The sequence below is a fragment of the Gracilinema caldarium DSM 7334 genome, assembly GCF_000219725.1.
In the GTDB taxonomy this organism is placed as follows: domain Bacteria; phylum Spirochaetota; class Spirochaetia; order Treponematales; family Breznakiellaceae; genus Gracilinema; species Gracilinema caldarium.
This window is the reverse complement of the sequence record NC_015732.1, coordinates 163,173-187,779: the sequence shown is the minus strand read 5'-3', so window position 1 is coordinate 187,779 and position 24,607 is coordinate 163,173. Positions and strand designations below refer to the sequence as shown.

Genomic DNA, 24,607 nt, shown 5'->3' with positions numbered 1-24,607 from the left:
GGAATCCCCCTATCATAATTCTTTTGGACTAAGCCATGCAGTATTTTGATACTCACGCCCACATAGGGCTCATCTATGATGACCCTATCGAGCAGCTCATTGTTACTCAGGAAGCCCGACAGGCCTCAGTCAGTCGGATTGTTTCTATTTGTAACAGTCTGCACGACTTTGTCAAAGTGTACGAAAATCTGAAATCTGCCAACCATGTCTATCATGCGGTTGGGGTTTCGCCTTCGGAAGTTCAGAATCCTGGTAAAAACTGGGTTCAAACCATTGAACAGAGTGTCCGTTTACCCCGGATCGTCGCTATTGGCGAAATTGGTCTGGATTATTTTCGTAAATTTGGCGATAAAAAGTCGCAGATTGAGCTCTTTATCACCCAACTCGAGCTAGCCGCAAAATTGAACTTGCCGGTTATTATTCACAACCGAGAAGCAGGTCAGGATGTGCTCGAAATTTTGCGAGATCGGCTTCCACCCAAGGGTGGTGTTCTTCACTGTTATTCTGAGGACGCTGCCTTTGCCGAAAAAGCTTTGGATCTGAATCTCTACTTCTCCTTTGCCGGAAACTTAACCTATCGGAATGCCCGCAATCTTCATGAAACGGTGCAGGTCTTACCTCTAGATCGTATTCTGATCGAATCTGAAAGCCCCTTTATGGTCCCTGCAGAGTATCGGGGCAAACGAAACATGCCCAAGTATCTACCTTCTACAGCCCGATTCCTGGCGGATATGCTGGAAATGGATGATGAAGAGCTGGCATCGATCTTATGGGAAAATTCAAACCGGTTCTTCGGGCTCCCCAACGCTTAAATAGCAACAGGGACTTGATTCATGTCCGATAGGAATTCTTCCTTCTATCGCTCGATATCCATAGGTACTTTAGAATTGGAAGGGAACCTTTTTCTGGCTCCTGTAGCAGGTTATTCAGACCGGGCATTCCGCTCGGTCTGTATTGAACTGGGGGCGAATTTTACCTGCACCGAGCTCATCTCTTCAGAGGCCCTCATCAGAGATGCAAAAAAGTCTGAATATCTCATGAAACGGGCAGATAACGAAAAGGCCTATGCCATACAGCTCTTTGGGTCAGATCCAGAGGTTATGTACCAAGCAGCCCTTCGCCTTGCGTCCTATCACCCTGAAGTGGTGGATATTAATTGCGGCTGTCCAGTCCCCAAGGTCGTTAAAACCGGTGCCGGATCAGCCCTGATGCGGGACCTGAATCGGCTCGGAAAGATTGTAGCCGCGGTCGTTCGGGCATCCCGGGAAGCCCTCGGCGGCGTACCAGTTACGGTAAAGATCCGTTCTGGTTGGGATGAAAAGAGCATAAACTATAGAGAAGCTGCTGCCATAGCTGTCGAAAACGGAGCTGCCCTGGTAGCCCTCCACGCTCGTACCAGAGCTCAAGGGTATGCAGGAAAAGCCCAGTGGGAACATATCGCTGACCTTGCAAGCAGGCTCACGGTTCCCGTTGTAGGTTCTGGAGATCTTTTTAGTCCTGAGGATGCTCTGAGGATGCTTCAGGAAACGGGCTGTGCAGCAGTCATGTTCGCCCGGGGAGCTATGGGGAACCCCTTTATTTTTACAGAAACCAGAGCACTCATCGAAATAGGCACCTACACTCCAGTTCCGCCGAAGGAGCGGATTCAGACAGGATTCACCCAACTTAAACGGCTAGCTACAGATATTGGGGAAAGCACAGCCTGTAAGGAAATGAGAAAGCAATTCTGCGCCTACACAAAAGGGATTGAAGGTGGTGCCGCTTTACGGAATGAACTCGTCCATGCGGAAACAATTTTACAATTTCAGGAAATTCTTTCTTACTATTTATCATAAATTAATGCTATTATTAAAGGTGAGCCATATTTATGCATATGGCTTGTAAAACTAGTCAGAGGGTGCTAGCATTACTACTATGCCTGAATTGGGAAAGCAAAATGTAGAGCAAGACCTATCTGTTCAAGAAAATTGTACATCCTTTGTAGTAGATTATGAAAAACAGATTTTTGACCTTCGCCAGCTGCTTGAAATTTCAAAAAGTCTCAACTCAACTTTAGATTATACTATTTTAATAGATTCTATTCTTTTTATATGCATGGCCCAAATGAAGGTTATCAAAGCGGGTATTTTTACAAAAAAAGGGTTTGATTCTACTGAGTTTGTCCTTCAAAGAAATTTTAAAGGCTTCGATATAGATATTTCAAAGGATTATGCAATCCCAGAACAACATCCTCTTATAAAACTTTTTTCTGAAAAGTATGGATGCTATACTCTCCGTGACATTCATGCAGCAATTGGACCCTTAGATGGGATTGAACATATAGAAGCTATGGAGCCATCACTCCTGGTACCGCTTAAAACCAAGGGACAAATAAATGGAGTCATTATTTTAGGAGAACGGATTGATGAGACCGACTTTGATCCCTATGAACGGGAACATCTCCTTAATATTGCAACCTTAGCGGCTATTTCCATTAACAATGCTTTTCTTTTCGAGATGACTACCACTGACATGATGACTAAATTAAAAATGAAGCACTATTTTTTTACTGTTATCCAGGAACGATATGGCAATATAGACATGCCCCAAAAAAGCTTTAATATTATCATGCTCGATATTGATTTTTTTAAGCGTTTTAATGACACCTATGGTCATGCATGTGGCGATATGGTTCTCGTATCTGTTGCAAAAACAATTTCCGAACATGTACGTAATACAGACATAGCAGCCCGTTATGGGGGCGAAGAGTTTGTCGTGCTCATCGCTGAGGATGGTCCAGAAATAGCCGTTAAAATAGCTGAACGTATCCGAAAAGCTATCGAAGAGAAGGAAACCGAATATGACGGACAAAAGCTCAAGGTAACCGTTTCCTGTGGAGTCGCAAGCTATAATAAACTGATTGATAGTCAACCTAAGTCGGTGGTAGATCGAGCTGATCGGGCCTTGTATATCTCGAAACAACAGGGCCGCAATCGGGTTACCTTTCTCGAGCAGTGAGCCTTAGTCCAGTGGCAGAAATCAGAGTTCATCAAATTGATGGAACAACAGTGCTCATCCCAGCATCTCCAGCGGTATCTCTGGTTAATATTCTCTTATCTGCAGGCATTTCCATACACCACCGCTGTGGCGGCAAAGCTGAGTGCGGTACCTGCCGGGTACGGCTTAGTTCAGCGAACCAGAATATACGGTTTGCCAATGCGATAAGCCCCAAAGAAGCCCAGCGGCTCGAGACTATGGGAGCCCATCCAGAGGATGGAGAACGACTCGCCTGTCAGACCTATATCTCTGCAGACTGTGATGTCCATCTTTTCAGTTGACCAGTACCAGCCTAGCAAAGTATGTTATGGCTATGACCAATATACTACGAAAACCCTTTCGCTACCGTTATGACAATGTGGTGTTAATCCTCATCGGACTCAACCTGCTCGTATTCCTTGGGCAGAACATTTTTCCCCAGGCTACGGCTTACCTTTCACTCAATACCCAGCTCGTCCTCCGCTACGGTATGGTATGGCAGTTTTTCACCTATATGTTCGCCCATGGTGGCATTTCCCATCTCCTGTTAAACATGCTGGGCCTTTTTTTCTTCGGTACCCCCGTGGAACGACAAATGGGGTCCAAGGAATTTCTCCTCTTCTACCTAACAACCGGCTTTTTTGCAGGGCTCTTCTCTTTTGGACTCTATTGGGCAACCGGATCGGGCTATGTGTTTCTCTTGGGAGCCTCAGGAGCCCTCTTCGCGGTCCAGCTGGCCTATGCTACCTTTTTCCCCGATTCCATCGTATACCTCTGGGGTATCCTTCCCCTCAGAGCCCCCATTATGGTCCTAGGGTTCACCGCCCTGGAGCTCTTTTCATCAATTTTTGGGCTTGCAAGCGGGATCGCCCATATTACCCACCTGGCAGGGTTCGGTTTTGCATGGCTCTACTTTGTCATCCGATACGGAGCCAATCCCTGGCATTATCTCAGGTCAAGATGACCGCTTGATAAACCGATACCTATACTGTGACTGCGAAATACTCATTAACACAATTAGTGGGCTCATTCATCCTGTTCTTCACCACCCTCACCGTGTCTGCTCAATCGGTACTCCGCGGTGAAGTACGGGTCGATCTGGAACCGGTCTATTATCAATATATTGATGAACCCTATCCGCTGGACACCAGGACTGCCCAGATCCGTGCTCTGCAAGAGGGATCGCTCTATTTCGCCTCCATGATATTCGGCTGGGTCTATGATTATGAAATTGGAGAAAAGGCCCGGGCCATTCCTGAACAGTTTGACCTTACAAGCCGGGGCACCATCCCCGCAGGAGACCCCAAACTTTTGGTTACCGATGCCCGGTTAGTGGAAAGCTATCTCTATGTATGGATGGATTACCGCCCCGATGCAGCCCAAGAACGCCGGCTTGAACAATGGAAGAGCGGCACCATTAAAAAAGTACAAGCCACCGGGAACGGCCCCCTGGCGGGGCCTGGTGCCGCAGGCTGGCTCGACGGCAAACGTCAGGCCCTGGAGGATGCAGCCCGTGCAGCAGTCCGGACCCTTTTACGGGGCACCGAACGGAACCGGCCCAAACACAGCACCGGGCTCGTTGCGCTGGCGTCCTTCCCGCGATACTGGGTAGATGCAGGCCGCTGGCAGTGCGGTGCAACCTTTTATATAGAAGTAAGCGACATCACTGCCTTTTCTGCCTACTAACAGAACTGCCATCAGAGGGGCCACAACCCAGCTGCGACTACAACAGCGGCCAAACTACCGTTCTGTCACAGCGGCCCCAATTGTCGCCCCTATAACCACACTGCCGGGGATAACTGACAGGGCTACTCGCCGATAATTTTCACCAGCACCCGCTTGCGGCGCTGACCATCAAACTCACCATAAAAAATCTGTTCCCAAGGACCAAAATGCAGCTCTCCCCGGGTAATGGCTACCACAACCTCCCGGCCCATAATCTGCCGTTTCATGTGGGCATCCGCATTATCTTCACCCACATTGTGCCGGTAAGCAGAAACTGGCTCATGGGGAGCCAGCTTTTCAAGCCACACATCAAAATCCTGGTGCAACCCTCCCTCATCATCATTGATGAACACACTGGCGGTAATATGCATGGCATTTACCAGACATAGTCCCTCCTGAACCCCCGATTCCCGAACAAGATCGGCAACCTGAGGCGTTATGTTAATAAACTCTCGCTTCTTTCTGGTCTCGAACCAGAGTTCTTTGGTTAGGGATTTCATAACCTTTATTATGAACCATTCCAGTCGAATCGTCCATAAATAATCTGGCCGGTCTTTACAGGAAGGCCCTTCTCGGGTAACGTATAACAAAGATTTTTTATGATGACCTCTCATAGCTGCCTATGTTCTGAGAAGTCTCTATATATAGAATTAGGCCCCGGCTCGATAATCGCCAGGGTAATTGGGAGTTTTCATGGATATTCAAGGTTTGGTAAAAAATCTGCATCCCTTAGAAGTCCGGATTATCCGGCATTATACACTGCAGGATGAATTAACAATCGAAAAAGTAGAATCAGAACTGGGCTTTAAGAGCGGTAACGGGAACCAGGCCCTGTCTTGGCTTTCAAGCAAAGGGCTTGTACGAGAAGTACGGCGGGAAACCCATATTTTGTATGAACTTACCGATTTAGGCCGCCAATGGAAAGACCAGGGCACACCGGAAGAGCGGATGTTGAAGCTCTTAAAAACCAAATCGGGCCTCAGACTCCCGGAAATTGCCTCAGCCCTTGGTATCGAAAACAAGGACGTCGGCAGCGCCTTTGGAGCCCTCTCTAAGGCGGGCATTCTCGCCATGGATGAGGCAAAACGGGTCGTGCTAGCCACTGCGGCGGCGGACATACTGGATAACGGGCTCCCGGCAAAGGGTGAAATTGCTGAAAAAATGGCGCTCCTGCGCCGGCTCCTCGAAAAAGCCGCCGCCGCAGAGGGCGGCATGCTGGCGGAAAGCTCCCTGAGCGAAGCAGAAAAGGCAGTTATGGCCGGGGTTGCCAAAAAACGAGGCGCCAGTGACGCAGCTTTCCGTATCGTAGAGCGGGAAACGGTGGTCTTTGCCTTTACCGAGATCCATACTGAACTGGCGAAAGCCCTGGAAGCAGCGGGTATTACGGGGGACGAAATAGGGAGCCTTACCCCTGAACTGCTCGCATCCGGCACATGGAAGGGTGCTTCCTTCCGTTCTTATAACGTCAAGGTTCCTCCGAGCCGGCTCCTCGTGGGCCGTTCCAACCCCTATGCAAAATTCCTGGAAGATGTAAAGGATAAACTGGTATCATTGGGCTTTGAAGAATTCGATGGCTCCCTTGTGGAGACCGAATTCTGGAACTCCGATGCCCTCTTTATGCCCCAGTTCCATTCTGCCCGGGATATTCATGATGTGTACTATGTAGCTGAACCTACCAAGGCCCAATTCATCGAAGAACCCTGGCTTTCCCGGGTTGCTGCAGCCCATGAAAATGGCGGCGATACCGGAAGCCGGGGCTGGAACTATGCCTTTGACCGGGAATTTACCCGGCGGCTCATCCTCCGCAGTCAGGGGACCGTACTGTCTGCCCGACAGCTTCCTAAAGCCAAGGTGCCTGGCAAGTATTTTGGCATTGTCCGCTGTTTCCGTTATGACCGGGTCGATGCAACCCACCTGTCTGACTTCTATCAAACTGAAGGGATTGTTCTTGGAGAAGAGGTTAACCTCAGAACCCTCCTGGGATTCCTTGAAATGTTTGCCGTCGAGGTAGCCGGAGCCAAGGAAGTAAAATATGTGCCGGGCTACTTCCCCTTCACCGAACCTTCCGTAGAGGTTCATATCAAGCATCCCGTGCTGGGATGGTTTGAGTTGGGCGGTTCCGGAATTTTCAGGCCCGAAGTAACCAAAGCCCTCGGCGTCGATGTCCCCGTTGCCGCCTGGGGTATCGGCATTGACCGCATGGCCCTCATGGCTCTGGGCCTCAATGACCTGCGGGAACTCTTTAGCTACGATATCGAAAATGTCCGACTGAGACGTGCCAAGGAAGGGGCCCGCTCGGCCCAATAAATGACGGCCGAGGAGCAGAGACTTATCCTGCCCCTCGAGCCTAACGCAAGTATGGAATGGAGTAAGCAGCATGCCAAAGATAGAAGTGAATGAACAACTTTTTTACAGCCTGGTGGGCAAACGCTGGCTCGATCGGGATGCCTTTGAGGAAGCTCTGACCTGTGCCAAGGCAGAATTGGACGAAGACTCTGATAAAACCCAGCCGGAAGCCGAGCGGGTTTTAAAAATCGAGCTGAATGATACAAACCGACCTGACCTCTGGTCTACTGCAGGGGTGGCCCGACAATTACGGATCCACAGTGGCAGCGGTATCCCCGCCTATACCTTCTTTTCCCGGCCCGGCGCTGTTCAGGAATCGAAACAGTACCGTGTTGTTGTGGCCCCTGCCCTGAAAGATATCCGGCCCTATATCGCAGCCTATGTGGTCAGCGGAAAAGCCATTGATGACAGCCGCCTTAAGGATATTATCCAGACCCAGGAAAAGCTATGCTGGAATTTTGGCCGCAAACGCCGGTCTATCGCCATGGGGGTATACCGGACCAGCTTAATCAAGTGGCCGGTTCAATATACCGCTGCTGACCCTGACACGACCAGATTCATCCCCCTTGGGATGGATGAAAAACTGTCCCTCCAAGAAATCTGTGAAAAACACCCCAAAGGCCAGGAGTACGGCTACATTGTTTCATCCTATAAAAAGTTCCCCTATCTCACCGATGCTGCGGGGGAAACCCTCTCGTTCCCGCCGGTTATCAACAGTGCCCGGATTGGGGCTGTGGAAGTAGGTGATTCGGAACTCTTTGTGGAAATGACCGGTACGGACCTCGAGTCCCTTACCCTGGCAGTCAACATGACTGCCTGCGACTTCGCAGATATGGGCTATACGGTCCATCCGGTCACCGTCGAATACCCCTATGACACCCCCTTTGGCAGAACCCTCACCTTCCCCTACTATTTCCAGAAACCGACCTTCTGTTCCCTGAAACGGATCGAAAAATTCCTCGGCGAAGCTTTAAGCGGCCCCGACTGTGTAGCGGCCCTGCAACGGATGGGCTGTAGGGCTGAACTGGCAGAGGACACCGAAGCTGGTTCCAGTGAAAAAACGATGGGCCTCAGGGTCTATCCGCCGGAATACCGGAACGACTTCCTCCATGCGGCGGATGTGGTTGAGGATGTCATGATCGGCCGAACTCTGCCATCCTTTACCCCCCTGAAACCCCGGGACTTTACCATTGGACGGCTTACCCCCATCACCCAGTTCTCCCGCAAGGTGAAGGAACTGATGATCGGCCTTGGATACCAGGAGATGATTTACAACTATCTCGGATCCGGTAAGGATTTTATCGAAAAGATGTGCCGGGATGGATCCCAGATCGTCCGGATCAGCAATCCCATGACTGAAAACTATGAATATGTCCGGGATTCGGTGCTGGCTTCCCTCATGATTTCCGAATCTGTTTCGGCCCATGCGGTGTTCCCCCATAAAATTTTTGAAGTAGGCAAAGTGGCTTACCGGGATGCCTCAGAAAACTATGGGGTAAAAACCCGGCAGCATCTGGGCTTTGTCCATGCCGCTTCCGATGCTAACTTTAATACCGTCGCAAGCCAACTCCAGGCCCTGTTCTACTATCTTTCCCGTGAATACGAGGTAGAAGAAGTCGTGGATAACAGATTTATTCCAGGCCGAGCCGCAGGTATTGTATATAAAGGGCAGCGTATCGGGGTCTTTGGTGAAGTACACCCCCAGGTTCTGGAAAACTGGGGTATCACCATGCCCTGTACCGCCTGCGAGGTGGATCTGGACGCCCTGTTATAAGAGGAGGTTCCCATGAAGCTTGAGTTTGAACTGGTCCAACTGCCGGTCCCACAGGATCTTAATATTGTGGTCGGACAGTCTCACTTTATTAAAACCGTGGAAGACCTGGCGGAAATCATGGCCGGTTCGGTACCGGGGGTCCGCTATGGCCTCGCCTTTAACGAAGCCTCTGGTCCCTGCCTGGTTCGAACCGAGGGGAATGACCCTGAGCTGGTAAAGGCCGCCGAAGCCTGTGCCCTCGCGGTAGGCGCTGGGCACACCTTTTATCTCATCATGAAAAACGCCTATCCCATCAATGTACTGGATCGTATTAAAGCCTGCCCCGAGGTTTGCCAGATTTATTGTGCCACCGCCAACCCCGTACAGGTAATGGTAGCCACCAGCGACCAGGGCCGAGGCATTATGGGGGTCATTGATGGAGCCAGCCCCAAGGGCACAGAAGGGGAACAGGATAAGGCTGACCGGAAGGGCCTTCTGCGGCGTTTCGGTTATAAGCTTGCGTAGGGTTTAGTTAGTAGGGCTTAGCTACACGTTGCCTGAGTTTTGCCCCGAGTTTAGATTTATAAAGGTCTATACATTTGGTACAAAGGAGTTTACCTATGGACGAGGCTCTAAAAAAACAAATACTTGCAGCTCAGCGAAATGAAATTACCGAATATCATGTCTATACCAAGCTGGCGGATCTTGCCAAAAACGAACAGAATGCTCAGGTTCTGCGGAGCATTGGTGAGGCCGAAAAGGCTCATGCTGAATTCTGGAAAACCAAAACCGGTGTAGAGGTAGAACCAAACTGGGGCAAGGTCTGGCGGACCGTAATGCTCGCCCGCATCTTAGGGCTTACCTTCGTCCTGAAACGGATGGAAAAAAATGAAGGCACCGCCTCCCGTAAATACGCTGAAATTGAAGCGGCCTTTCCAGAAGTAAAAAAAATTGCCGAAGATGAGGCAGCCCATGAGAAAAGCCTCCTCGCTATGCTGGATGAGGAGCTCCTCCAATATGTGGGTTCCATTGTACTCGGTCTTAACGATGCCCTCGTGGAGCTGACTGGGGCCCTTGCAGGCTTTACCCTCGCATTAGGGGATACCAAAATTATTTCGCTGGCCGGGCTCGTTACCGGCATTTCTGCTGCTTTTTCCATGGCAGCATCGGACTACCTCTCCTCGAAAGCTGAGGGGGACCCCAAGGCAGCCCGTTCAGCCCTCTATACCGGCCTTGCCTATTTTATTACGGTTATATTGATGATACTGCCCTTCCTCCTCATACCCTATAAGTTCATCAGCCTTGCCATAACCCTGGCTATTGTAGTGGTGATTATTTTCCTGTTTAACTACTATATCTCTGTCGCCAAGGATCTCAATTTCAGACAGCGGTTCTGGGAAATGACCTTTATCAGTCTTGGGGTAGCAGCATTCTCCTTTACCCTGGGCTGGATCCTCAAAATCATGCTGGGAGTAGATGCCTAGAAAAACGTAGACCCATGCACCCTACAGGTGGGGGGCTAGCCGGCTTGCCGACGGCCTCCTAAAAGCTGTCTTGGGATTACCCCTGCAGGCGGGGGGCTAGCGCCAGAAGGGTCAAGTGGATATACTTTTACCGAAAGGAATCCATCGTTGAACTTACTAGAAATTCGAAATTTGTCTCTGGTGAAAGACGGCAGACCCCTGCTGCATGATATTTCTGCGGATATCTGGCAGGGCTATGTCCATGCAGTAATCGGTCCAAACGGGGCCGGTAAATCGACCCTTGCCCAAACCATTATGGGGCTCTCCGGCTACCGGGATATCGAAGGGGAAATCCGCTTTAACGGCGAGCTCATCAATAACTTATCGGTTGATGAACGGGCCCGGCTTGGTATTACATTGGTATTCCAGGAACCTGCCCGATTCGAGGGACTGTCGGTACCTGACTTTATTCTGGCAGGGGCCAGGGAAAAGCGACTAGTCCTGGTGGACGAGGCCCTTCGGGTAGTAGGACTCGATCCCAATCGGTATCGATCCCGGGCTGTCGACAAGACCCTCTCGGGGGGCGAACGGAAGCGGATCGAACTGGCGTCGGTGTATGCCATGAAACCCCGGCTCCTCCTGATGGATGAACCGGACAGCGGTGTAGATATCGACTCCATTCAGCATATCTTCACGGTCATTCGGGAACTTAAGGCCGAAGGAACCACAGTACTCCTCATTACCCACAGCGGTGAAGTACTTCAGCAGGCGGATCATGCATTTCTTCTCTGTGCGGGCCAGATTGTAGACAAGGGTCCCATGGACAGGATGCTCGATTATTTTAACGGACAATGTGCGCCCTGTACCCATGTGGGTTGTCCCGATATTGACAGGAAATAACTATGGCAACGAATGAAAAAGAAGAACTGCTGGCGGAACTGCTGGCTTCCATCAATCAACATCACTATGGCCCGGACGTGGCTCATATCGAAATACACGGCAACGAAGTGCTTGGCGCCCACCTGGTAGATGGACTCGAGGTAACGTCCGAAAGTTTTGCCGAAGGCGTCCGGGTAGAAATCCGTGTCCGTGCCGGCACGGTCATTGCAAAGCCTGTCCATTTCTGCTTCGGCATAATTCCCGACAACGGGGTGCAAAAAATTATCTCCCATACGGTGATAGAAGAGGGGGCAAAAGCCCAATTTATGGCCCATTGTACCTTTCCCAATGCGGTAAATGTTCAGCACCTCATGGACGCAAAGATCGAATTACAAAAGAATGCAACCCTTTCATATTTCGAGCGGCATATTCATGGCCCCAAGGGCGGGGTAACCATAGTCCCTAAAACAGTTGTGTATCTCGATGAAAACGCCCGCTACAGCACCGAGTTTGAACTGATTCAAGGTGCGGCAGGGGTGGTTGAACTCGATTATCAGGGCTACTGCGAAAAGGATGCGGTTCTGGATATGAAAGCCCGGCTCTATGGCAGACTGAACGACGCTATCCATATCCGCGAAGCGGTACAGCTCAAAGGCGAAAATGCGGTGGGGATTCTGACGAGCCACATCGCACTGAAAGAACAGGCCCAGGCGATAATAGAAAACGAAATTATTGCCGAAGCTCCCTATTCCCGGGGCCATGTGGATTGCAAAGAAATCGTTCAGGGAGAAGCCCAAGCCAGGGCCATTCCCATAGTATTCGTGAAGGACCATCGGGCCCATGTAACCCATGAGGCAGCCATCGGATCGGTAGATTCCAAACAGCTGGAAACCCTCCTGAGCCGGGGTCTCACCGAAGATGAAGCTACAGACCTCATCATTAAGGGACTGCTTTCATAAATGTGCCGTGCTGTACAGATTACCCTATTACTGATAGCGGTCCTCCTGTACAGTATTGGCCTTATTCTTTTTCTTAACACCGGCTCGGCACTTAATTTTGATCTTTGGGCAACGGTCATCATCTCCTACCTGTTTTTAGGTATCGCCGGATTATTAATGATCATAACCACAACCTTGCCGGGTAAAATACTCGCCTGGCTCGGCGCAGTCATTGCCTACATACTGCTCGGTTATTCGATAGAAGCTTACCTTACCATCAAACTGTGTCTGGCCGCCGCGTTTTTTATCCTTAACGGCCTCTACCTTTTTTGGCCGGCCAATAGCATCGCCGGCTCTGCGGCCCTTGTTCTATTTGCAATATTCCAGCACCCAAGCCACTTGCTTGGGGAAACCATGCTTACCTCTCCAATTCCCCAGATTGATGGACCTTCAGAAATTACCTTTGTGGCGGTTCTCTTCGTAGTCATGCTTTCGGTTTCCTTTATTCGGGCTTTGCAGGATAAACTAAAGGCGGCTCAGGAAACGGTATCCCATCTTGATGTCACCATTGACCGGTTGTCCGAATTTAACCAGGACCTGCAGCGCTATGCCCGTACCGCCGATGAAGAAGCCATTACCCGGGAACGGAACCGCATCAGCCGGGAAATACACGACATTTCTGGCTATATTTTTACCAATATCATCGCCCTCATGGATGCGGCCATCAGTATGGGCGGCCGGGACCCGGCGGCCCTGGCAGAATTACACACCACTGTACGGGTTCAGGCCAAGGAAGGGCTCCAGGAAACCCGACGGGCCCTCCGGGAACTGCGGGCCAGCGACACCCACCGTGAACGGGGTATTGCGGCTATTTATAAGATAAAGTCCGTCTTTGAACGGGTTACTGGCATTCAGGTCTCTATAGAAGCGGGAAACATGCCCCCCAGTTTTGGGGATGAGATTGATATGGCGGTCTATCGGGTAGTGCAGGAAGCCCTGACCAATGCCATGCGGCATGGCCGGGCAAGTCATGTGTGGGTCCACTTCTGGATTGTTGATGACCACCTAGAATTAAGTGTACAGGATGATGGTCTGGGGGCCAAAGATATCGTGAAGGGCATAGGATTATCCGGGATGGAAGAACGAATTAAAAACCTTGGAGGAACTATAAAAGCAGGCAATGCCCCAGAAGGAGGCTTTAAAGTGTTAGTTCATATACCCATAAGAGCAGGTAGGTATGGAAAAAATTAAAGTTATGCTGGTCGATGACCAGCCTTTGTTTGCCCAAAGTCTTAAAACCTTCCTTGAAAATTATGCTACCGATATTGTAGTAGTGGGACTTGCAGAGAATGGATCAAAGGCGGTAGAGCTTGCCCTGGAGCTGGCAAAAACTTCGGGCGCTCCCGACATGGTCCTCATGGACGTCCACATGCCCATTATGAACGGTGTCGAAGCTACAAAAAGGCTCAGGTCCTATCTACCTAATACAAAAATCATTATGCTTTCCACCTATGATGAGGATGAGTATGTCCGGGATGCCCTCAAAGAAGGAGCTTCCGGTTACCTTTTAAAGGATATTTCCCCCACCGAGCTTATTGCTGCAATTCGGGCCCTCCGTGGCGGGGTCATGCAAATCTCCCCCCAGATTGCAGCCAAGCTCGTGCATCAACTCTATGACGATACTAAGCCAAAGGTTGATTCGATCTCAAAAAAGTTTGAATGGTTTAATACCCTGACAAAACGGGAACGGGAAATCTTTACCCTCATTGCCACGGGCCTTGATAATGAAGGGATTGCCAAAAAGCTGAATATAGCCGAACAAACGGTCCGTAACCATGTGAGTGTTATTTATTCTAAACTCGGTGTAAAAGACCGTTTCGAAATAATTCAGCTGGCCAACGAAATTCGCTACCATAATTAGGTACAATTATACCAACAAAAATCTCTCTTTATGGGACTTCTGTCCCTTTCGCCAGCCTACAAGCGGCCATACACTGTCTTGGTAGACAGCCAGCAGATCGCTGACTGAAATCAGAGTCCTATACCAAAGGAGGCTTATGGTATGAAAAAGTACCTCGCCGTTATCGTTGCGTGTTCCATCGCAGCAACCGCCTTTGCGAGCGGTTCAAACGAACTGGTCATCAATTCCTACATGTCCGACCAGGCACCCAAGGAAACCTTCCAGAAACTTGTAGATGACTTCCAGAAAAAGAATCCCGACATCAAGGTTACGGTAAACACCACCGCCCATGAGCAGTTTAAGACCCTGCTTCCCAGCTGGCTTACTTCCAAACAGGCCCCCGATGTGGTCACCTGGTTCGCCGGCTACCGCATGCAGGCCTTTGCAGAAAAGGGGCTTCTGGAACCTATCAATGATGTATTCCCCGGCGGATCCTTCGAAGCCGAATTTCCCCCAGCCTTTAAAACCGCATCCAGCTACAATGGCAACATCTATTTCATGCCCCAGAGCTGGTACTGGTGGGCCGTCTATTACAACAAGGATGTCTTTACCAAACTGAACCTTTCCATTCCCAAAACCGCAGATGAATTCATGGCTGTCTGCGACAAACTGAAAGCCGCAGGGATTGCTCCCATTGCAATCGGCGCTAAGGACACCTGGACTGCCGGCGGCTGGTTCGACTATATGGACAGCGCAGTCAATGGCGGTGAATTCCATGTAAAACTGACCAAGGGCGAAGTTCCTTATACGGATCCTGCGGTAAAGAAGACCTTCGGGTATATCGCAGAAATGGCTAAACGGGGTTACTTTATGCCTAACGCAGCCAGCTATTCCTGGCAGGAAGCGGCCAATATCCTCTTCCGCGGAGAAGCCGGAATGTACCTCATGGGTCAGTTTATTAAGGACGTAGCTCCCGCCGATGTAAAGGACAAGATCGACTTCTTCCGCTTCCCCTCCTTCGGCCGGTCTGACTATGCGGTAGATACCCCCACCGACGGCTTTATGATCCCGAAGAACGCAAAGAACAAGGAAGCTGCAAAGAAATTTATGGCTTACCTCGCTACCGCAGAAGCCCAGGAAAAGTTCTGCAAGCCCCTCGGACGGCTCGCGGCTAACAAAAAAGTACCCGTACCAAATGCGGATGCTCAGCGCGGTCTGGACATGGTTCTTGGTGCAAAAACTGCCATGCAGTTCTATGACCGGGATGCTCCGGAAGAAATGGCCGCCAAAGGCATGAACGCCATCGTCGACATTATTGCTAATCCTTCTCAGCTCGATTCCATTCTGACGGCTCTGGATAAGGAACGGGTCCGGATCTACAGCAAGTAAAATAATCTGATACGACAGCGCTGCGGCCCTCTGGCTGCAGCGTTCTTTTTTCAAGGAGATACGCCGATGACCCTGCGCATTCATAAAGATAAATTGTTACCCTGGGCCTTTCTGGCATTACCCTTAACGATGTACCTTATTTGGGTCATCATTCCCGTATTGCAAAGCCTGCTCTTCAGCCTTACATATCGTGATACCATCATGTATGGCCAAAAATTTATAGGTCTAGCCAACTTTATCCGGCTCTTTCAGGATCCACAATTTCATCTAGCCCTTTGGAACAACTTTATCTGGCTTGTGTTTTTTGTCGGTATCCCCATTCCACTAGGACTCGGAATAGCTATGCTCTTTAACCAGGACTATACCGGAGCACGATTGTATAAAACCCTTTTTTATGTTCCCATGACCCTTTCCTTTGCCGTCATCGGTACTATCTGGGCATGGATTTACCATCCCGATTTTGGCGCATTGAACACACTACTCCGTGTAGCCCGGCTCGACAGCTGGGCAAAACAATGGCTTGGGGATAAACGATATATGACCATGGCCCTCGTGGTAGTTGGAGTGTGGCGTCAGGTGCCCTATGTAATGATCCTGTACCTAGCAGGCCTAAAGAATGTTCCTGAAGAACTCATTGAAGCTGCAACAGTTGATGGTGCAACCTGGGGTCAGCGCTTTCGCCATGTGATCATTCCGATGCTCGCCCCTGCTACGATGGTTGCAGTCACTATCTCCATTATCGATTCACTGCGTTCCTTTGATATTGTGTACGTTATGACCAATACCAAGGCCCGGGCCGCAGAAGTTCTGGCAAGCTATATGTACTCTTCAGCCTTCCATTACCAGGACTATGGCTATGGTTCCGCCATCGCGGTCATCCAGTTTCTGATTACCTTTGGATTCATCGTTGTATATGTATCCAACACCATGAAAAACGAATTACAGCGATAAACGGAGGCTATTCCCATGACGATGTCTGCGAATCGTAAGTTTTTATTCAAGTTTGCTTTTTATGTAGTGGGGACCCTCCTGGTTGCAAGCTGGCTCATCCCCATAGCCATAGCGTTCTTTACATCCCTTAAGTCGATGGATGAACTCATGGCAAGCCCCAGAATGTGGGCTCCCCCTAAAAAACTGGTATTTTCTAATTTTGCCGAAGTATGGGCTAAGGTCGGCATGGCCCGTTATGTGGTCAATACGCTGATTATTACCATCCCATCAGTCATTGGAGCCCTTCTTGTTTCAAGCCTCGGAGCCTTTGCCCTAGCCTTTTATAAGTTCAGACTGAACAAAACCGTACTTATCATTTTTATTACCGGTATGCTCATACCTTTTCAGATGCTCCTCATCCCCGTCTACCGGTTTTCAGATACCACAGGACTCATCAATACCTACCCAGGAATCATTCTCTTTCACATTGCCTTTCAACTCGGATTCTGTACCTTCTTCCTGCGGAATTTCATGAAACAGATTCCCTTTAGTTTGATCGAAGCCCCACGGATTGATGGAGCAAATGATTTTTATATCTATCGTAAAATTGTTCTTCCTCTTTCAGTCTCTTCTATGGCGGCTCTTGGAGTATTAGAATTTACCTGGATATGGAATGACCTGCTCTGGTCTCTTATCCTTTTGCAGATAGACAGGCTTAAACCCGTTACCCTGGGATTAGCTAACATGCAGGGGGAGTTTATATCAAACTATAATATGATTGCCGCAGGATCCATCATTGCAGCCGCGGCGCCGTTGGTAATCTTCCTCTTCTTCCAGCGATACTTTATTGCAGGTCTTACTGTAGGAGCAGAGAAGGGTTGATTAAAATCCAGCCCTGCAGCATTTTGCCTCGAGGAATTACAACCCGGGGCATTTTTCACTTTTTCTGTTTTGCCTGTACCTGGTCAACCATCGTATCAAGAGACGTATCCTTCGCTTCCTGTGCTCGTTTCCGTTCTACAAAATGCAAGGCTTCCTGGGCGGCAATTTGAGCATGTTCATACCAGATGGTATAAAGCTCATTATTAATCGAACTGGGATAGGGGGCTCCCTGTAGGGACGAAACCAAATCAACAATAATATCAGATGCCTTTTTACGCATTGGTAGCCTCCTTTTTCTCTTACTGCATTATTATTATAATACAAAATTCAATACCTGTGATGGACAATTAGTAAAATCTCAGGAATACTTCAAACATTTCCAGGAGGTTTGCATGAACATACAAAAACGACTATTACTTGGCCTTTGTCTGCTGTTCACCAATGTATTGTGTATTCCAGGGGCTTTTTCAGAGACCGGATCAGCCAGTCCCTTAACCCACAAAGTTTTACCAAATGGATTAGAGGTTTTCGTCGTAGAGAATCATGCGGTCCCCCTTGCGACAGTATGTGTCGTATTCCGGGGTGGGGCTTCAGCACAAAACCCGGAGAATGCAGGTATATTCCACCTCTATGAGCACATGCTCTTTGCGGGAAATGAAAAATATCCAACCCAGGCAGCTTTTACCGCTGCCTTAAACCGAATGGGTGTGCCTAACTGGAATGGAGCTACAGGCAGCCAATATATAAACTATTTCATTACAGTCCCATCTAATCGACTTACCGAGGGAATTGAGTTTTGGGCATGGGCAGTCAAAAAACCTGTATTTAACGAATCAAAACTTGAACAGGAAAAAGAAGTCGTTATCAACGAGATTCGAGGCTACCATACCGATCCTGATCACATTTTCCAGAATGCTCTGCAATCCAGGGTCTTCTATCGATTTCCCTGGCGCAAAAATATAGACGGACCGGAAGAAAATATACAAAAAACAACCGTTGCCGATTTACAACGGATGCGGGAAACCTATTACATACCCCGGAATACAGCCCTCATGATTGCAGGAGATGTAAACCCTAATGAAGCGTTTAAGCTGGCTGAACAATGGTTTGGTGATTGGCAAGGCGGGGCGGCCCCTGTTATCGCCGAACCGCCCCAGAGTCCCTTTCCCCAAAATATAAAACTTGCCTATGCAGATGATACCTTTTATCGCGGGATCTCCATGGTACAATTCCTCTGGCGAGGTCCTGATGTACTCAGAGAAACCAAGGATACTTACACCTCAGATGTACTTCTGTATCTGCTTTCATCCCCTGTGGGTCGTTTTAAACAAACTCTAATGAAAAAGAGCCCTGGACTCTACGATGAACGGTACATCGATTTTTCCTACCCAACCAGCCGGGACGGTGGCAGTTACGGCTTTACCACCTATTTCAAGATGGGCATGCCCGATGCTCCTTCTCTTATCATCCGAACCGAAGCCCTTCGTAAGCTGCTTCTTGAGGAATTCTCCATCATCGCGCAAAATCCAGAGTCCTATTTTGGAAAAGAAGAACTGGAAAAGGCAAAAACCAAATTGATTGACCACAATTTGCTTTCCATGGAGGTTGCATCCAGTTTTGTTACCGGTACCCTGACCTTCTGGTGGTCCGTGGCAAGCACTGATTATTTTTTTTCATATGAGAAAAACTGCAAAGCCGTCACCTTTCAGGATATCCAGGACCTTATCCGTCGTTATATTCTTGGGGTTGATGAAAACAGCCGGCCGGCGGTGGCCACTGCGGTACGATTTTCTACCGCCGATGGATGGAAAGAACCGGGATTACAGACAGATATAACCAGTTACGGATACCAGGAAATATCACCGGAAACCGCTTTCTGGTGGCAGCAGCAACGATAGGGAGGATCTCATACCATGAACAAACCACGAACTTTTAAAACCATCGAAACTCTTTTCATAGGATCCCTTTTCATAGCCCTTCTATTTATGGGCTGTACTTCATCCCCCTTCCCCCTCGCCCTGGACACAGAGGCCTTTAAGCCCCAAAATCTTTCTGTCTTTGAACAGGAAAACCTGAAAAGCTTTACTACCTTTACCTTATCTAACGGTATCCCTGTAATTATAAAACAAAGCAATGCGAGCCAGGTTTTTACCCTGAACCTAGTACTCCGCGGGGGGAGTCTTCTTGCAAGCCCAGAAACGGCAGGTTTTGAACAGGTTGCCCTCCAAACTATGGCAAGGGGTAGTAAAAATTATAGCTATGAGAAGATCCAATCCCTGCTCGATGCAACAAGTTCTTCCCTTGGGGCCTTCAGTAACTTTGAATATGCCACCTTCAGCGTGACGGGCCTCCAGAAATATCTTGATATTCTCATCCCGATCTGGGCAGATTGCCTTGTACATCCCAGTTTTCTCGAAAAAGATTTCGCCCAGGTGCTTTCTGATACTCAACTGGCCCTGCAATCCAAAGAGCAGGATCCCTGGACGAAAACTACTGAAGTGATGAACCGGGAGTTTTTTGGTAAGCACCCCTATGGCAATGTACCGGAAGGGACCATAGCATCCTTAAACTCGATGCAGCTGCAAGATGCAACCCAATGGTATGCCAGACAATTTTCTGCAAATCGGATCTTTATAGTGGCCGTCGGAGCAGTCGATCCTGATAAACTGTATAAACAGCTCGAGGCAAGCATCGGAACCATTCCTGATAAAAAGATACCCCTCCCCCCTCACACTCCAACTTTTTCCAATACAACGAAACTGGTACGTCATGAGTACCCCGCATCCCGGGGTTTGGCATATCTTCGGGGCGATTTCCCCGCTCCTGCTCCCACCGATCCTGACTATATGGCTCTGAATGTGGGGCTAAAAATAGTTTCGGACCTGCTCTTTAATGTTGTCCGAGATAAATATGGTGCAACTTATTCACCTGCAGCCTACATCCGTGCTTTCCCTGCCAACTATGGATCTATTGTTATGTATAAAACTAAAGTCCCCAATACCATTAAGGCTTATATTGATGAAGCTTTAGCGGACTTTGGCCGGGGATACTGCATAGCTATTGATGAAGATATAGCGGAAGATCCTTCTGCACGGGTCCCCATAGCAGAAGCACTCCCTACCTATAAGGCTCTGTTTATCAATGAATACTATCAGAATCAACAAACAAATGCCCAACAAGCAGTTACCATCATCTCATCGGTTATCAACACAGGAGACTACCGGAGCTACCTTAAGGACATGAGAAACATTGAAAGCCTCAAGGCTGATCAGGTACAAGCGGCTGTTAACAAATACCTCCTGAAAGGTACCATTACCTGGGTTGTTACCGGGTCCAAAGATATGATCGATCTGGTACCGGAAGCTGACTTTACAGCACCTTCGCGAAACTGAGAAGGTTCCAATGGAACTTTGATTTCTCAAAGTGCTCATCAATTAAAGAGGAGGATTTGTATGAAAATCTTATTCATCGGTGGTACGGGAAATCTTTCTTATGATACATCTCTTGAGGTCCTGTCCCAGGGCCATGAGCTCTATCATCTTAACCGGGGACTTTTTAAGGATAAAACAAAGAGTGCCTTGCAGGGAGATGGCCCCACCATTGAAGGAACATCCCTACAAAACAATCCCCTCAACGACGTACACCAGCTTACTGCAGATATTCATGATGAACCTGCAGTACGGACAGCCCTGGGAAACCGCACCTTTGACGTTGTTGTAGATTTTATAGCCTACACACCAGAGGATGTAGAACGGGATATCAGGCTCTTTTCTGGCCGGACCGGCCACTATGTCTTTATTTCCAGTGCCTCAGCCTATCGGAAACCACCAGTACATCATGTAATTACTGAATCGACTCCTCTTGTAAATCCCTTCTGGGAATACTCTCAGAATAAAATCCGTTGTGAAGAACGACTTACCCGGGAGTGGCGTGATCGGAGTTTCCCCATGACCATCATTCGCCCCTCTCATACGTACAGCAAATCCTGGCTTCCCACCGCCTGGACATCCTCCGATTTCACCGTAGCGGCCCGGATGCTCGCTGGTAAGGAAGTGGTTGTTCATGGAGACGGCCAATCCCTGTGGACCTTAACCCACAGTAGAGACTTTGCGGTAGGCCTGGCAGGAATCCTGGGGAACCGGGCCGCCATCGGCGAAGCAATCCAGATTACCGGCGACGAAGCATTAACCTGGGATGCCATTCATTACACCCTGGCCCAGGCTCTAGGGGTAGAAGCAAAAATTGTTCACATCCCTTCAGATTTTATCGCTCAGATAGATCCTGACATGGGCGCCCACTTTCTCGGAGACAAGACCTATTCGGCGGTTTTTGACTGCTCTAAACTAAAACGTCTCGTCCCAACCTTTAGAACCACCATATCTTTCAGCCAAGGGATCCGCGAATCGGTAGACTGGTACCTCAAAGATCCTTCTCGCCAGAAGGTAAACACCCATATAGATGAAGTCATCGAACGGGTACTAAACGCATGGAACCGGGCTATGGGTGTACTATAAAGCCCCTGTTACCTACTGGAAACGATAGTATAAATGTGCTACAAAAGGTTATGAATATCGCTAAAGATTGCGTAGTCAGCATTGATTACACCCTCACCGATCCCGAAGGACAAGTTCTCGATACGTCTTCCGGAGCAGGTCCTCTTTCGTATCTCCACGGCAATGACAACCTCATTCCCGGCCTTGAAAAAGCTCTGGAAGGCAAAACCGCAGGGGATTCCTTTAAAATTACCGTTCCTGCCGTAGATGCCTATGGCGAGCGGGACGAACATTTGGTTATCAATGTACCCCTCGATCGCTTTCAGGGTGTTGGTACCGTAGAAGCGGGTATGCAGTTTGAAGCAGAAACCGCTGACGGAAGCCGCATTGTTACCGTAACGAAAGTAGCAAACGGGATGGCCACTGTAGATGCCAACCATCCCCTTGCTGGTATGGATTTAACCTTTGATGTAAAAGTTGTTGATGTTCGCGCCGCAACAGCCGAAGAGCTGGAGCATGGACATCCCCACATGCACGATGATGGCTGCGGGGAGGACTGTGATTGTGGCGACGATGAAGGTTGCAACTGCGGCGGCTGCCATTAAGCGTAGCATTACCAGATTCCGACCCTGGGATCTGGTAATGCTGGGAACATCTATAGTAATTACTGTTTCTTCATTTATTCTCGTTTATACTGGGAATACAAAGGATCTACAGGTAGTCATAGAAGGAACCGGGCAGTCCTATATATATCCCCTTTCTATTAATGAAACCATACCAGTACAGGGCCCCCTCGGAACAACCATAGTGGTAATCCATCATGGTAATGTTCACGTGGAAGATTCTCCCTGTAACAACAAGCTCTGCATAGCTATGGGCGAAATCAGCCTGCCGGGTCAATGGATAGCTTGTTTGCCGAACCAGGTATTCGTTCGAATAATCGGAACATCAGCAAAGGACGAGCTAGATGGATCAACCTATTAAACGGCACTCTCCTCTAGCTTTGCTTGGAGCCCTTTGTCTCTTTCTATCAACCATTGAGTACCTCATTCCCAAACCATTACCGTTTATCCGTATCGGTATTGCTAATATTCCTATCATGCTTGCCATAGACCTGTTCCCTTTCAGTTCATTCTTATTACTGGTTATGTTAAAGGTTATTGGTCAGGCAATTCTTACTGGATCTTTGTTTTCCTATGTTTTTCTCTTCTCTCTAGGAGGAACCCTTACTTCAGCCCTGGGGATGTTTGTCCTGCGCAGATTGATTGGAAAGAACAACATTAGTTTTATTGGTATTGGCCTTGTTGGGGCGATACTTTCGAATGGAGTACAAATAGGGCTCGCCTGGCTGTTTATATTTGGCCCGAGCGCTCAATTTATTGCCCCGCCTCTCCTCTTATTAGGATTCATTACCGGTCTGCTACTGGGTATCTTCTGTCAGAATTTTTCTGAACATTCCCTCTGGTATAAACGGGCACTACAGGAACACCACCATGATACACCGTGAAAAACGAATAGACCTCTCATACAAACTATTTCACAGCAGTGATCTATTTATCGCAGGGCTACTCTGCATTCCTGCTCTGGTTTTTAGTCATAATTTGTATTTCAGGGCAGGCTTATTTGTATATTTTTATTGCTTTGTATGGTTGCAGGGAAAACAAAATTCACTGGTATTGACCCTCTTTATCAGTGCCAACATTATTTTCTTTAATTTACTGGTTCCCTATGGTAAGGTTATTTGCCAGTTTGTAGGATTTAAAGTTACCCAGGGGGCATTGCTCTCAGGAATCGAAAAGGCTGTAACCCTGGAAGCACTTATTATGTTGTCTAAAACAAGCATCCGATCCGATCTGCAGCTACCTGGATCTTTCGGATCTCTCATCGCTGAATCATTCCAGATATTCGAAGAACTTCTGGCTCAAAAAAAACAATTTAACTGGAAAAAACCTATAGAAAGTATCGATATACTACTGATGTCCCTTTCAGAAAAACCTGTTCTTCAAAAGGGCTGGCAGAATACTATACAACATACAAGAGAAAGAGCTGCCGGAAGGTTCGTGCTTATCCTTCAGACTGCCCTGGTATGGACGGTGTGGTTAGCTGTTCTCAACTAGCCCAGCCGCTTCTTCACCCGATCAGCACCATCTAAGGCTTCTTTATAGGAAGGATTTAGTTTAACCGCCCGTTCATAGGCGGAAAGAGAACCGGCATAATCTCCCAGGGCCTCTCGAACTGATCCAAGCCGATACCACCACACAGGCATATTAGGTTCGAGCCGTACCGCAGTGGAATAGGCGATATCTGCATGGTTATATTTTTGCTTAATACGATACACTTCTCCCATAAAAAAGTAAGCCACCGAAACCCGTTCCGCATTCGGTGCTGCTTCGATGTATTTCTGCATATTTTTTAATGAAAAATCATATTGATTCAGATAGAAGTAGGCTTCACCCATGGTTTCTATAACCCGATAGTCACTCGGATTCACCTTTAGCCCTTTTTGAGCCCACTCTATAACCTCATTATACTTTTTCTGACGTAATAAGGCCCAGGTAAGGACTGTATAAGAATCCATATTGGTAGCATTTTGGGCAATTTCCTGTTTGCAGATCTGAACAGCCTCGTCATACCGGGCATTGGCGTCACTCATTCTGCCCTGAACTTCCAGATCCCGACCAATCCGATAACTTTTCAGTGCATCGGGCTTTTCCTGGGAAAATACAATAACATTACTAAATACAAGAAAAAAGATAATGAATAACAAACCTATGCTTTTCTTCATATACCTATAATGCACCGGTATGGATTTTTTTGCAATAAGAGATTTTTTGAAAACTGAAACTACTATAACTTTTACAAAAAAACCGGTGAGGAAACAATGCTCCACACCG

General features: G+C 48.4%; 27 protein-coding genes. 24 read left to right on the top strand and 3 right to left on the bottom strand.

Going from position 1 to position 24,607, the window contains the following annotated elements; translation table 11 throughout:
* Positions 1-35 precede the first annotated feature (35 nt).
* From SPICA_RS00805 to SPICA_RS00780, 6 genes are all read left to right on the top strand, one after another.
* Positions 36-812 carry a TatD family hydrolase gene (locus tag SPICA_RS00805; protein ID WP_013967645.1) on the top strand — a complete coding sequence of 259 codons (777 nt, stop codon included), beginning with the start codon at positions 36-38 and terminating at the stop codon, positions 810-812.
* A 21-nt stretch (positions 813-833) separates the two neighbouring features.
* Positions 834-1,835, top strand: coding sequence for a tRNA dihydrouridine synthase DusB (gene dusB / locus SPICA_RS00800; protein ID WP_013967644.1), 1,002 nt, complete (start codon positions 834-836; stop codon positions 1,833-1,835).
* A gap of 79 nt (positions 1,836-1,914) precedes the next feature.
* Positions 1,915-2,997, top strand: a complete 1,083-nt coding sequence (gene dgcA / locus SPICA_RS00795) for a diguanylate cyclase DgcA (protein ID WP_013967643.1) — start codon at positions 1,915-1,917, stop codon at positions 2,995-2,997.
* Between the two features lie 11 nt (positions 2,998-3,008).
* Positions 3,009-3,317 carry a 2Fe-2S iron-sulfur cluster-binding protein gene (locus SPICA_RS00790; protein ID WP_041396094.1) on the top strand — a complete coding sequence of 103 codons (309 nt, stop codon included), beginning with the start codon at positions 3,009-3,011 and terminating at the stop codon, positions 3,315-3,317.
* 26 nt (positions 3,318-3,343) lie between these two features.
* Entirely contained in the window at positions 3,344-3,979 is a 636-nt protein-coding gene (locus tag SPICA_RS00785; RefSeq protein ID WP_013967641.1) for a rhomboid family intramembrane serine protease, read from the top strand.
* A 26-nt stretch (positions 3,980-4,005) separates the two neighbouring features.
* Positions 4,006-4,701, top strand: a complete 696-nt coding sequence (locus tag SPICA_RS00780; RefSeq protein ID WP_013967640.1) for a hypothetical protein — start codon at positions 4,006-4,008, stop codon at positions 4,699-4,701.
* Positions 4,702-4,823: 122 nt separating this feature from the next.
* Here the strand turns inward: SPICA_RS00780 and SPICA_RS00775 are convergent, their stop codons facing one another.
* A complete protein-coding gene (locus tag SPICA_RS00775) occupies positions 4,824-5,240 on the bottom strand; it encodes a secondary thiamine-phosphate synthase enzyme YjbQ (protein ID WP_041396311.1) in 417 nt (138 codons plus the stop codon).
* A gap of 193 nt (positions 5,241-5,433) precedes the next feature.
* Here SPICA_RS00775 and pheS point away from each other — a divergent pair, with 193 nt between their 5' ends.
* From pheS to SPICA_RS00720, 11 genes are all read left to right on the top strand, one after another.
* Positions 5,434-7,047: a phenylalanine--tRNA ligase subunit alpha gene (gene pheS / locus SPICA_RS00770; RefSeq protein WP_013967638.1), complete on the top strand. Its 1,614-nt coding sequence runs from the start codon at positions 5,434-5,436 to the stop codon at positions 7,045-7,047.
* Positions 7,048-7,117: 70 nt separating this feature from the next.
* Positions 7,118-8,860: a phenylalanine--tRNA ligase subunit beta gene (pheT, locus tag SPICA_RS00765; RefSeq protein ID WP_013967637.1), complete on the top strand. Its 1,743-nt coding sequence runs from the start codon at positions 7,118-7,120 to the stop codon at positions 8,858-8,860.
* Positions 8,861-8,872: 12 nt separating this feature from the next.
* Positions 8,873-9,364: an adenosine-specific kinase gene (locus SPICA_RS00760; RefSeq protein WP_013967636.1), complete on the top strand. Its 492-nt coding sequence runs from the start codon at positions 8,873-8,875 to the stop codon at positions 9,362-9,364.
* A 95-nt stretch (positions 9,365-9,459) separates the two neighbouring features.
* Positions 9,460-10,323 carry a VIT1/CCC1 transporter family protein gene (locus SPICA_RS00755; protein WP_013967635.1) on the top strand — a complete coding sequence of 288 codons (864 nt, stop codon included), beginning with the start codon at positions 9,460-9,462 and terminating at the stop codon, positions 10,321-10,323.
* A gap of 147 nt (positions 10,324-10,470) precedes the next feature.
* On the top strand, positions 10,471-11,202 hold the full coding sequence (locus SPICA_RS00750) for an ATP-binding cassette domain-containing protein (protein ID WP_013967634.1): 732 nt from the start codon (positions 10,471-10,473) through the stop codon (positions 11,200-11,202).
* Between the two features lie 2 nt (positions 11,203-11,204).
* A complete protein-coding gene (locus tag SPICA_RS00745) occupies positions 11,205-12,140 on the top strand; it encodes a SufB/SufD family protein (RefSeq protein ID WP_013967633.1) in 936 nt (311 codons plus the stop codon).
* Complete coding sequence (locus tag SPICA_RS00740) at positions 12,141-13,370, top strand: sensor histidine kinase (protein ID WP_013967632.1); 1,230 nt, start codon at positions 12,141-12,143, stop codon at positions 13,368-13,370.
* Positions 13,357-14,040 carry a response regulator gene (locus tag SPICA_RS00735; protein WP_013967631.1) on the top strand — a complete coding sequence of 228 codons (684 nt, stop codon included), beginning with the start codon at positions 13,357-13,359 and terminating at the stop codon, positions 14,038-14,040. Before SPICA_RS00740 ends, SPICA_RS00735 begins: the two co-directional genes overlap by 14 nt.
* A gap of 141 nt (positions 14,041-14,181) precedes the next feature.
* On the top strand, positions 14,182-15,408 hold the full coding sequence (locus SPICA_RS00730) for an ABC transporter substrate-binding protein (protein ID WP_013967630.1): 1,227 nt from the start codon (positions 14,182-14,184) through the stop codon (positions 15,406-15,408).
* Between the two features lie 66 nt (positions 15,409-15,474).
* The gene (locus SPICA_RS00725) at positions 15,475-16,359 is read left to right on the top strand and encodes a carbohydrate ABC transporter permease (RefSeq protein ID WP_013967629.1); all 885 of its coding nucleotides are present in this window, start codon (positions 15,475-15,477) and stop codon (positions 16,357-16,359) included.
* A gap of 15 nt (positions 16,360-16,374) precedes the next feature.
* Positions 16,375-17,220 carry a carbohydrate ABC transporter permease gene (locus SPICA_RS00720; RefSeq protein WP_013967628.1) on the top strand — a complete coding sequence of 282 codons (846 nt, stop codon included), beginning with the start codon at positions 16,375-16,377 and terminating at the stop codon, positions 17,218-17,220.
* A gap of 55 nt (positions 17,221-17,275) precedes the next feature.
* Here SPICA_RS00720 and SPICA_RS00715 read toward each other — a convergent pair whose 3' ends face one another.
* Positions 17,276-17,500 carry a hypothetical protein gene (locus SPICA_RS00715; protein ID WP_013967627.1) on the bottom strand — a complete coding sequence of 75 codons (225 nt, stop codon included), beginning with the start codon at positions 17,498-17,500 and terminating at the stop codon, positions 17,276-17,278.
* 112 nt (positions 17,501-17,612) lie between these two features.
* Here SPICA_RS00715 and SPICA_RS00710 point away from each other — a divergent pair, with 112 nt between their 5' ends.
* The 7 genes from SPICA_RS00710 to SPICA_RS14570 are packed head-to-tail and all read left to right on the top strand — an operon-like array spanning position 17,613 to position 23,830.
* Entirely contained in the window at positions 17,613-19,118 is a 1,506-nt protein-coding gene (locus tag SPICA_RS00710; RefSeq protein ID WP_013967626.1) for a M16 family metallopeptidase, read from the top strand.
* A gap of 15 nt (positions 19,119-19,133) precedes the next feature.
* A complete protein-coding gene (locus SPICA_RS00705; protein ID WP_013967625.1) occupies positions 19,134-20,612 on the top strand; it encodes a M16 family metallopeptidase in 1,479 nt (492 codons plus the stop codon).
* A 60-nt stretch (positions 20,613-20,672) separates the two neighbouring features.
* Positions 20,673-21,734 carry an SDR family oxidoreductase gene (locus SPICA_RS00700; RefSeq protein ID WP_013967624.1) on the top strand — a complete coding sequence of 354 codons (1,062 nt, stop codon included), beginning with the start codon at positions 20,673-20,675 and terminating at the stop codon, positions 21,732-21,734.
* A 50-nt stretch (positions 21,735-21,784) separates the two neighbouring features.
* Positions 21,785-22,318 (top strand): FKBP-type peptidyl-prolyl cis-trans isomerase, encoded by a 534-nt coding sequence (locus tag SPICA_RS00695; protein WP_041396310.1) that lies wholly within the window; start codon positions 21,785-21,787, stop codon positions 22,316-22,318.
* Entirely contained in the window at positions 22,287-22,697 is a 411-nt protein-coding gene (locus SPICA_RS00690) for a NusG domain II-containing protein (RefSeq protein ID WP_052296309.1), read from the top strand. Before SPICA_RS00695 ends, SPICA_RS00690 begins: the two co-directional genes overlap by 32 nt.
* Entirely contained in the window at positions 22,681-23,220 is a 540-nt protein-coding gene (locus SPICA_RS00685) for a Gx transporter family protein (RefSeq protein WP_013967621.1), read from the top strand. Before SPICA_RS00690 ends, SPICA_RS00685 begins: the two co-directional genes overlap by 17 nt.
* Positions 23,207-23,830: a hypothetical protein gene (locus SPICA_RS14570; protein ID WP_013967620.1), complete on the top strand. Its 624-nt coding sequence runs from the start codon at positions 23,207-23,209 to the stop codon at positions 23,828-23,830. Before SPICA_RS00685 ends, SPICA_RS14570 begins: the two co-directional genes overlap by 14 nt.
* On the opposite strand, the gene SPICA_RS00675 is transcribed toward SPICA_RS14570, so the two are convergent.
* Positions 23,827-24,498, bottom strand: a complete 672-nt coding sequence (locus SPICA_RS00675) for a tetratricopeptide repeat protein (protein ID WP_013967619.1) — start codon at positions 24,496-24,498, stop codon at positions 23,827-23,829. The two genes, SPICA_RS14570 and SPICA_RS00675, sit on opposite strands and share 4 nt — an antisense overlap.
* Between the last annotated feature and the right edge of the window lie 109 nt (positions 24,499-24,607).